Origin of the sequence: Lactiplantibacillus herbarum (assembly GCF_001039045.1) — a bacterium.
Classification (GTDB): Bacteria; Bacillota; Bacilli; order Lactobacillales; family Lactobacillaceae; genus Lactiplantibacillus; species Lactiplantibacillus herbarum.
Window position 1 is genome coordinate 74,092 of the sequence record NZ_LFEE01000038.1, and the last position, 10,576, is coordinate 84,667.

Below are 10,576 nucleotides of genomic sequence, written 5' to 3' on the forward strand. Positions count from 1 at the left end.
AGTTTTTGTAACTATAACAGATTAATGGAGGCTACCATCATGCAAGCAGCACAACTCACTAAATACGCCAAAGATTATCAATTAACCCTTAACGATATCGCCACACCAACCATTCAACCGAACGAAGTCTTGATCCGTACCAAGGTCGCGGCTGTTAACCCACTAGATTCACTGATTGGAACCGGCAGCGTCCGCTTGATTCAGAATTACCAACTGCCACAAACAATGGGCAACGAGTTAACCGGAACGATTGAACAAATCGGTGCTAACGTTACTGGTTTTAACGTTGGTGACGCCATCTACACTCGCCTACCACTCGACCATATTGGTGCTTTTGCCACCTATGTAACGGCTGATTATCGTGAAGTAGCTCCATTACCAAAGAACCTGACCTTTACAACCGGCGCCGCGGCGGCCTTAACCGGTTTGACCGCCTATCAAGGGCTTCATGAAGAACTGAACGCTCAACCCGGCCAAACCGTCTTCATTCCTGGCGGATCAGGTTCATTCGGGCAGATGGCCATTCCTATCGCCAAGGATATGGGACTTAAGGTCATTGTCAGTGGTAACGCTGAAGCTAAGGAACGGACTTTAGCCATTGGCGCGGATCAATACTTTGATTACCGTCGAGAAAACTACTGGGAAAAACTAACAGACGTTGATTTCGTAATTGATACTCTTGGTGCTGGTGAATTTGAGCACGAATTATCCATCATTAAAGCTGGCGGTCGCTTACTGTCACTTAAGGCTGGCCCTAACCGGCGCTTTGCGACTGATCGTCACTTACCCGCTTGGAAACGTGGTTTATTCACGCTCGCCGGTGCCAAGTTCGATCGACTAGCTAAACAACACAACGTTGAATACCATTTTATCTTTGTCCGAAGCGACGGCGCCCAACTGCGTGAAGTGACGCGAATTATCGAAAAGAATCAAATCATACCGGCAATTGATCCAACCGAATTTAGCTTAGCAACAATTAACCAAGCACAAGAATTCTTGGCTAACGGACATCCTAAAGGGAAAGTTGTTATTCCTTTTCCCTAACCTACCAATCAAAACAATCCAGCCGGTTCGCCATTAAGTTTCCAGTTGAAGCATAACCTTAGCTTTCATTTGATACTATGCTATATTTTAAGTATCTAAGGAGGTGGACTGCCATGAACAGCCAACAACAATTACAGGCCGGGTTGCGAGCCATTATTCAACCCGTCGTGACTGAACATCACATTGAATGGCCCCTGTTGACTAAGCTACCAACCGAGGCGTTAGTGCAATTACTACAGTTATATGATGTGCACATTCCATTCGGGCAACGACTCGCGTTTCAGGCAGCACTGTTACCGGATAACTTGTTGCATCGAATCGACAATGCACCTTTAACACCTGCTCTAGCCGCTAAAATCAAGCTGGTTCCATCTGAAAATGACGACCAAGGTTTAACTGATTATGAACTCATTTACCCTATGGCTGATGCTGTTCGGCGGCCCATCGTAGCGACTTTGCGCCAGTTAGGTGTTCCTGAGGGTCGACTAAATCAGCAGGCTCCAGCACACGCTACGGTCATGACAGCCGAAACTGAAGATTACTATCTGTACGCCAACACGACAATCACGTTAGAAAAACATCTCGGATCGCTGGATAGTCTCAAAAAACGCATCCACCACCCGACTGATCCGCTACTGCAGAAGTCGATGTTGCTGACTGCCTTTGTCCTGACCGAAGGCTTTTTGAAAGCCCAATTAGTGGCGGCAATACCAAGCATTCCCGCTAACATCCGCGGAACGGCTTTTCAAACGATTGTGATGAAAGAGATCACGCAAAAATTACGGAGCCCCCGCGGCCGAGCTGACTTATACCAGCTCTTCTTCGATGGACATACGTTACCCATGATTCCACACTTGGCGCTCCGCAACCTACTAGCGCATGACAGTACGGCCGTTACGATTACCAATGGAAAAGTTACGTATTTAAATGAAGACCACCATTTGGAAACCGTCGATTCAAAGACTGTATTGACCGAACTACAACATTTTGCAAAAGAACTTAATTAAAAATCTGTTACTAGCCAGGAATAACCCTGACCACTAGTGACAGTTTTTTTGTAACTCAAGTTTTATTTCACTTCAGAAAATAACTATGTGACACCGGGTAATAAAATTATCAAAAACAAGGTTACACTCGCTAAAATAGTCGAATCGTACTACTTTACATTGCTATCTACAAACTAATTTCATATAATTATTGCAGTCTTTCGATACTATTTACATATGCCCTAACACATTTGGAGGAACCTACTTATGAACAACCAGAGTCATGATGAATTAACTAGCATTGTTCAAACAGAACTGACGCAATTAGCTTCCGTCGTACAGCCCACTATAAAAGCAGGTGCGCGTAAAGTTCGTCGCATGTCCCTCATCTGTTTTGCATTTGCGATCATAGTCAGTGTGATACTCGCACAGGAAATGACATCAACTTCCGTTATTTCTAGCGTTATTACTGTCATACTTATCGCCTATCTCCTCATGTTAGGAATACGATTATTACTACTAGGATCACAGAAAGCCATCATTGCACGCAATACCAAGTCGCTTGTTTACAGCATTGAGAATCATCTTTCAAACCCAACCACCTTTAACGTCAGTTCACCTGATCGCATTATCTTAACTTTGAAAAGTCACAATTATTACCTTAAACCTAATGAGTTACACCTGACTAATACCAATATTGAGCACTATCATTTAGTCTGGATGCCAAGTTACCACAGATTATTCAAGAATCGTTTACGGACACCTATCATTTTTTATTGTGATGCTGAAAAGCTAAAACAATTCGAGCAAGTTCTTTCACCGGACACCGCTATTAAAGTTTCAGACAATTAACCATCACTTCTCAGTTACGATCAGTATAATTGCATAATAATCGGGTTCTACAATTTAGAAAATCATCAAAATTATTCACAAGTTAATAACTTTGCATATTATTTATCCACTGCAAAACACTTTGGCCCTATTTTCCGCGAAAAAGAGACTGCCTATAAGAACAGTCTCCATTTAGTAATATGATTAATTTTATTACTAAAAATCCTCATCAAGCATCTAGCAGAATTCAATCGAACCCATAATTTCACAATACCCTACTTGATAGCCTTTTTAACCATCGTAAAATTAGTTAGTTCAATTCCATTGCGAATGACAACATTTTGCTTTATAGTCTGATAGCCTCTTGATTCAAAAAAAGGCCTTGCTGTAATCGAAGCTTCCGTAGCGTAACGCTTTACAGGAATTGCCTCTTCTAATGCAGTCACTAATGCAGTCGCAATCCCTAGACCTTGATAATCAGCACCAACATATAGCCGGTCAAGATAACCATTCGCAGTCATGTCTGCAAAGCCAACTAGCACTTCATTACTAACCATCACATAGGTAATATGCGCTAATAAGGAAGACTGCCATTTAGTTCTATCCGGATGACCGATCCATGCTACTAACTGTTCGGATGAATAATCCTGTACGTTAATTCGTGATACGGTCTCCTCAAATAGTTGGATAACACGGTCTAAGTCTGTTGCACGATATTCTCTTATGTTCATATAGATTCCACCAAGCCTGCATTTAATTAAATACTGTATCCACATCTTAACTATTGAAAATAGATTTGCCTCTAAAAATACTATATCAAATCTAAGCTTCTCAAACTAACTTAAGAAATATATTCATGTTATTCCAGACTTCTCATCTCAATTTCACCATCCACGGGTTGACTTACCGGCGCAAATCATGCGATACTAATTGCGGTGCCAAACCACGGTGGGGGTACGCGATCGGCGCGCAAGCGTTCTGAAGGTCGCCGCACCTCACCACAAAACCGTCCTGCGTTATGCGTAGGACGGTTTTTCTATACAGAAGATTTCCAAATCAAGTGTGACTTTCACTTAAAATAGTCCGTATTTGTAGTATTCCCACTGCACTAAGTCTCGTCATCAAATTTCTGTGCATAACTTATATATTGTAAAAAGTTATTAACTTGTAAACACTTAAAATCCACATTAATCTTATTTTTATTCACTTATCCCCACACGATCTAACTTGCACTACAAAATCCAAATCGGTATGCTTAATTCGAGGTGATAGCAATGCTACTCCAGGAAAAGATGACCCATACAAAGTTTTCTTCAAACGAACGTTTAATTGTTGATTTCATGCTGGAAAAACAGGATCAAATCAAATCTTACGGTACACCGCAGATCGCACAAGCCACTTATACTTCACCATCGGTAATCGTACGAGTTGCCAAGAAACTTGGATTTCAAGGCTGGCGAGAATTGAAGGCTAGTTTTTTAGCTGAAGTTGAGTATCTACAAACAAATTTTCAAGGTTTAGACGCAAACCTGCCATTTACTGCGCAAGATTCGGCCATGACGATTGCAGGAAAAGTAACACAACTTAAAATTGAAAGCGCTAAAGACACCTTGGCACTAATGGATCATGACAGTTTACAAAAAGCCCTGCGTATTTTATCAACACACCGGGTTGTTAATCTATTTGGTCTTGCGAATGTCAATTTCATCGCCGAAGAATTTGTTTATAAAATGCGCCATATTGGGAAAGCCGCAACCCTCTTTCCAATTCAAAACACCATGTTTCAAGAGGCTGCCATGCTAACCAGTGATGATTGTGCCATCTGCTTATCATATTCCGGTGAGTCAGACCCACTTTTTCAAGCACTGGGCTATCTAAAAGCCAATCATGTCCCATTAATTGCAATTACCAGTATTGGTGAAAACCGCTTATCACAGCTAGCAGATGTTACCTTGCACATCACAACGCGCGAAAAAGCATACTCCAAAATTGGTGGTTTTACATCACTAAATTCAATGGCACTAGTGCTAGATATCCTGTACAGCAGTTACTTTAGTCTTCAGTATGATCAAAATTTGGCATTCAAACAACATCTGGCAACATTAACCGAAAAGCGCCCAATCGACAATCGAATTATTGACGATAACGCTGATTAAGCGTGCTTGACGATTCCACGGTCCAGATAACTTTGAACTACGATTTCAGCAACCTCAATTGGCGAATATTGTGGTTGATAGTCTAATAGTTTTTGTGCACTTGCAATACTATATTGACCACTTCGAGCAATATGGTAGTAAGTCTTTTCAACATCTGCTGGACTATCGATCATCTGGGACCAATCATCCCAAGGCATGAAATTAATTTGTGGCTTAGTATCAAAAAAACGATACATCGCTTGAGCATAGCCGTAAAGGGTCACTGAGCTAGCACTAACCGCATGGAAACTCTCACCAAGTGCTTGATTACGGTGCGTAACGGCCTTCAAAAACAGTTGAGCAACATCGCTAGCGTGGACAAGGTGCAAAGTTTCCATTCCAAAATTTGGTAAGGTAATGGCCTGACCGTCAGCAATCTGCTGGAACACGGCCGTATTTTCATTGGCTAAAGGACTAATGATCGTCCAACCTGGGCCTGAAATTTGCCCCGGCATGATAACCGTTCCCGGAAATCCATTTTCTCGATATTCTTGTTTTAGATATTGCTCACTTGCATATTTCTGTTTACCATATTCATCGAGTGGGTGCTTGATGCCATTAGGTTCAACTGACAGTGTTTCCGCCCGACCATGCGCCCAAACAGAAGAACAAAATACATAGTGACTTAATTTGGTTGCCTTTAATGCGGCAACCATTTTTTTCGTATCTTCCAGAGTGAAACTAATTAGATCAATAACAATATCAGCGTTCACAGCCGCAACCTTTTGAGCAAACTCGGAATCTTGTTGACGATCAAGATATAAATGGGCAACATGATTCCAAGCTGCGTCTGAGACATAAGGTTGATGTTTGCCCCGCGTCACCGAAGTCACGTCATAACCAGCCTTAACTAACATCGGAACTAAATATGAGCCAATATGACCAGCCCCACCAAGAACAACTACTTTTGTCATTTCAAAATTCCTCCTTAACTGAATGACCACAGCTTACCATCCAATTATTAATCGGAGAATGATTTGAAAACAGGTTAGAAAGCTATTCTTATTTTTGAGCTATTTTTAGCTTCTTTTTGCAAAAGTATTTATCATATCTCACTTAAATTAAAGCTTTTTGGATTTAGTGACGTGCTTGAAACTAGCATACTCGCCCTTAAACCTGTTCTTTCGGAAAACCGAATCAACCGGTCCATTTCCCCTTGTGTATAACTTCTATGCCGTAAAAGTTACTAACCTGTGGATAGTCATATATCCACATTAAATACTGATTTTTAGGCCATTAAAAAGCACCCCACCGTGCGGATACTCTCTGAAAATTAGTAAATAAGGCTACGTTTTTTTCCTAGCTTTTCTTTGCCTAAGACGTTTAACTTTTCGTCAAAGTCGTAGACAACTGGTTCGCCAGTAGCCATTTCAAGATCCATGATGTCATCATCAGAGATCCGTTTGATGTGCTTGCTTAAGGTACTTAAATTCGTTTTCTACCATAACCGATTTATCATTCTGAAACAGTGTCTAAATCAAGAAAATAAAAGTCCTAACTCATTTCGAGTTAAGACTTTTTCATCTATCATATGCTACTCACTAAATATTAAACTACTTATTAGTCCGACGACGCTGAGTACCAATTAAAGCTAACAAACCAGTGAAGCCTAGCAAAGTTAGTCCAATAATACCGGCTGAAGATTGCGTTTTTTCGTCAGTTTGTGGCAAGTTGCCCTTAGAAAGCTGATCAACCGCAGTACCCTTAGTCTGGGCACCCAATTTAACCGTCTTAGTCGTGCTAGCTTGGTAATCAGTATTGACTGTTGAACTATTTTTGTTATTCATATTGGCATTAATACTTTTGCTGGTATTGCTACCAGTAATTGTCTCACCATTGTTATTAGTATCAGTACTACCATTGTTGTCGCTGTCACGGTTATCACCAGTATCAGTGCCACCATTGTTGTCGCTGTCACCGTTATTACCAGCAGTATCAGTACTACCATTGTTGTCGCCGTCACCGTTATCACCAGTATCAGTGCCACCATTATTGTCGCTGTCACCGTTGTTATCAGTATCAGTGCCACCATTGTTGTCGCTGTCACCGTTATTACCAGCAGTATCAGTGCCACCATTATTGTCGCTACCACTGTTGTTATCAGTATCGGTACCACCATTATTATCAGTACCCTCGGCAGTTACAGTTACGGTTATCGTTTGCGACACTTCATTGTCGTACTTATCAGTGTAAGTGTAGGTTACTTTATAAGTTCCAGGCTTACTAGTATCTACTGTATCACCACTCACTTTAACATCATCGAAACTGATCGCATTACCGTCAGCATCTGTACCACTTACAAACGCGTCTTCCGCATTCCAAGTTGAGCCTTGAGTTACTGTCATATCTTTAGCAGTTACGCTAGCTTTGCTGTCCGCCGCCTCAACAGTTACTACGATTGTTTGTGAGACTTCGTTATCGTATTTGTCAGTGTACGTGTAGGTTACTTTATAAGTTCCTGGCTTGCTAGTATCTACCGCACCACTGACCTTAACATCATCAAAGCTAATCGTATTACCATCAGCGTCTGTACCACTCACAAAACCAGCGCTTGGGTCCCAAGTTGACCCTTGCGTAATTGTCGTATCCTTGGCAATTACATTGGCTTTGCTATCCGCTGCAGTTACCGTTACGATTATCATTTGCGCCACTTCATTACCGAATTTGTCAGTGTAAGTGTAGGTAACTTTATAAGTTCCGGGCTTACTGGTGTCAACCTTATCACCGCTCACTTTAACATCGGCGAAACTAATCGCATTACCGTTAGCATCTGTACCACTTACAAAGGCCGATTCAGCCTCCCAAGTTGATCCTTGTGTAATTGTTTTATCTTCAGCATTAACACTAGCTGTAGTTGCCACGACACTTACAGTAATTGTTACTGATTTTTCATTACCATAATCATCCGTATAACTATACGTCACTGGATAATCACCAGTTGTGCTGGTATCAACGTCTCCACTGACAGTTATCTTACTAAAATCAAGCGAGCTACCATCCGCATCAAGCGCACCAGTAAAAGCAGTCTCAGCATCCCATGATTCATTTTGAGTCAATGTCTTATTTTCTGCCGTAACATTGACTTGACTCGCAATCACCGTTACCGTAGCAGCCTCACTCGTATAAGTCACGCCATCAAGAACGTACTGATAAGCAACTTGATAAGTTCCTGGTGTCATTGTATCAACGGTTCCGCCAACCACGCCATCGACAACTACAGTAACGTTATTAAAGCTTTGTACTGATTCACTTGAATAATTATCACTCGTAGACCACACCGTTTTGGGGCCAGCAATTAACGTTGTATCTTGAACCATTACTGTCGTTTGCCAAATAAACGTATCAGCGGTAAAAGTTTGAGCTGTATCAGCGTATAGTGCCATCAACTCAGTAGACGTATACGTCTTACCAGTCGTCGTACTAATCCACTTACCAGTATAGATACCATCTGTTGGCACATCTGGTAACTCACTATCGATGTCCCCAACAATTAAACGACTATTAATACCTAACTTTAAAGTTTTTACTCCAGTTAAATTAGTCATAAATCCTGACTCATCGACAGTATTATATAAACTTGTCACTTGCCGCATATCAAAGTTAGATAAATCCAGTGAAGTCAATGATCCAAGACTTCTAAACATACCACCAATTTTAGTAACTTTACTAGTATCGAAGCTACTAATATTGATATCCGTTAGATTCATACTCAGTAAAAACATACCGGACATATCAGTAACCTGACTGGTATCAAAATTTGAAAGGTCAAGGCTCCACTGTTGAGTTGGTAGTCCTGTATCGAGGTCCACAAACCCCGCAAACATATCATGCATATTAGTGACTTTACTCGTGTCGAAGCTGCTGACATTCAAACTAGATAGCCCAGAACATGCCGTAAACATAAATACCATATCAGTGACCTGACTTGTGTCAAATCCTGATAAATCAAGACTAGTCAGTGAGGCACACTGAAAGAACATTGAATGCATATTGGTTACGTTTTTGGTATCAAGGGATGATACATCAAGACTAGTCAATGATATATCTTCGTAAAAAAGACCAATCATATTTTCGGTTGCCAATGTATCTAGCAAATTCAAATTTTTGATACTCTCCAAATTGGGTAAGTTCCCTAAGAATCCAGCTAAGTTCTTACCAGCCACCACTGGGCCGTCAAATATAACTGTTTTTACTTGATCCTCATAACCGTACCACGGCCACGCACTCTCAGTATAAAAGACATCATAACCATTACCACTAACTTTTATGATATTAAACTCAGCAAGTGTCCCTTCTTCAAAATGTAACGTATTATCTGAACTAATATACCACTTACTAGTATTGCTAATCCCGCTAGCTATATTACTAGGATCATCATAGCCCGTGGTTACAGCGGCAACCTTGACTAGCTGCCCCTTGGTACTAACAATAGTCTTTATAGCAGTCGCATTAGTAGTTGTTACAGACACCTGTTTCTTATTACTATCATCATTACTACTTTCTGTAGCCTCACTCGCCTGATTGTCACTAGCAGCCGTTGTAGCTGAGCTCACACTTGCTGCATTTGAACCAGCTGTCTGACTAGTTGAATCCGCACTTGCGACACTAGTTACTTGTGACGTACTAGTTGCTGACTCAGACTTCGTACTCTGCGGCTGACTACTCGACACGGCATCTGCAGCTTCACTTTTTGCGGTTGAGCTACTTGTAGCCACTGAAGGTTGAGTAGCCGCACTAGTCGTTGCCACCGTCGCACTCTGACTAGTTGCCGCATCAGCGTTACTAGTACTAATTTCAGAACTGCTAGTGCTCGTATTACTTGTGCTAGTTAATGTTACGGTTTTACTTTGTAATGTCGTTGCTGTATCCGTATTCTGACTAGTTGACTCAGCTTGTGCATTATCAGTGTCCGCCTGACCCGTCAGACTCATAGCTTGCCATGTCAATGTAGCCATCCCTGCAATCAGCCACATTTTACCTTTTTTATACATTTTATATCGTACTTTGGTGTTAGTTGATGGTTTCATTTTAAGATAGTCCCCGTTTTTTAGTTTTTATTTAAATAAAATTATATAGTATAAATCAATTTATTATACCAATATAATTAAGCCGATACCAAATAAACCACCTAAACAATTCCAATGTTCAATCATACTAATAGATATTATGCATGCGAGCCACCAAGTAATCTAATTGTTCTATTTAAAAAAAAAGAACTCAATTTAGTAAATAAATTGAGTCCTACATATTTTTTCTGGCATCCTCTGTTTAAATAACTGCGATTATTCAGCTACCGTATGATTCTCATCCACCATATACTGGAATTCAATCGAACCACTTAACAGGTCGGCTTTAAACAACCCCTGTGTCCCGTTGCTCTCATCTGCCATCACAACGAAGTAACTAGCTCCTTCATCAGTGACGTGTTGGAAACTGACGTATTCGCCCTTAAACCCGTTTTTCCGAAACAATCCAATCAACCGGATCATTTCCCGTTGCGTTACTTCACTCGCTACTGAC

8 protein-coding genes are annotated in these 10,576 nt (G+C 41.0%); 4 read left to right on the forward strand and 4 right to left on the reverse strand.

Features of this window, described 5'->3' with window-relative positions; all coding sequences use genetic code 11:
• The first annotated feature begins 39 nt into the window (after positions 1-39).
• From ACG95_RS12015 to ACG95_RS12025, 3 genes are all read left to right on the forward strand, one after another.
• A complete protein-coding gene (locus ACG95_RS12015; RefSeq protein ID WP_082137366.1) occupies positions 40-1,044 on the forward strand; it encodes an NADP-dependent oxidoreductase in 1,005 nt (334 codons plus the stop codon).
• Positions 1,045-1,157: 113 nt separating this feature from the next.
• Complete coding sequence (locus ACG95_RS12020) at positions 1,158-2,051, forward strand: hypothetical protein (protein WP_048000751.1); 894 nt, start codon at positions 1,158-1,160, stop codon at positions 2,049-2,051.
• 246 nt (positions 2,052-2,297) lie between these two features.
• Entirely contained in the window at positions 2,298-2,882 is a 585-nt protein-coding gene (locus ACG95_RS12025; protein WP_048000752.1) for a hypothetical protein, read from the forward strand.
• A gap of 254 nt (positions 2,883-3,136) precedes the next feature.
• Here ACG95_RS12025 and ACG95_RS12030 read toward each other — a convergent pair whose 3' ends face one another.
• A complete protein-coding gene (locus tag ACG95_RS12030) occupies positions 3,137-3,592 on the reverse strand; it encodes a GNAT family N-acetyltransferase (RefSeq protein WP_048000753.1) in 456 nt (151 codons plus the stop codon).
• A gap of 543 nt (positions 3,593-4,135) precedes the next feature.
• On the opposite strand from ACG95_RS12030, the gene ACG95_RS12035 reads away from it, so the two are divergent.
• The gene (locus tag ACG95_RS12035) at positions 4,136-5,017 is read left to right on the forward strand and encodes a MurR/RpiR family transcriptional regulator (protein ID WP_048000754.1); all 882 of its coding nucleotides are present in this window, start codon (positions 4,136-4,138) and stop codon (positions 5,015-5,017) included.
• Here the strand turns inward: ACG95_RS12035 and ACG95_RS12040 are convergent.
• The 3 genes from ACG95_RS12040 to ACG95_RS12050 form a co-directional block, all read right to left on the reverse strand.
• Entirely contained in the window at positions 5,014-5,970 is a 957-nt protein-coding gene (locus ACG95_RS12040) for an NAD-dependent epimerase/dehydratase family protein (RefSeq protein WP_048000755.1), read from the reverse strand. The two genes, ACG95_RS12035 and ACG95_RS12040, sit on opposite strands and share 4 nt — an antisense overlap.
• Positions 5,971-6,609: 639 nt before the next feature.
• Positions 6,610-10,083, reverse strand: coding sequence for a bacterial Ig-like domain-containing protein (locus ACG95_RS14080; RefSeq protein WP_053072810.1), 3,474 nt, complete (start codon positions 10,081-10,083; stop codon positions 6,610-6,612).
• Between the two features lie 255 nt (positions 10,084-10,338).
• On the reverse strand, positions 10,339-10,576 hold a 238-nt coding region (locus ACG95_RS12050), incomplete at its 5' end, for a hypothetical protein (RefSeq protein WP_082137369.1).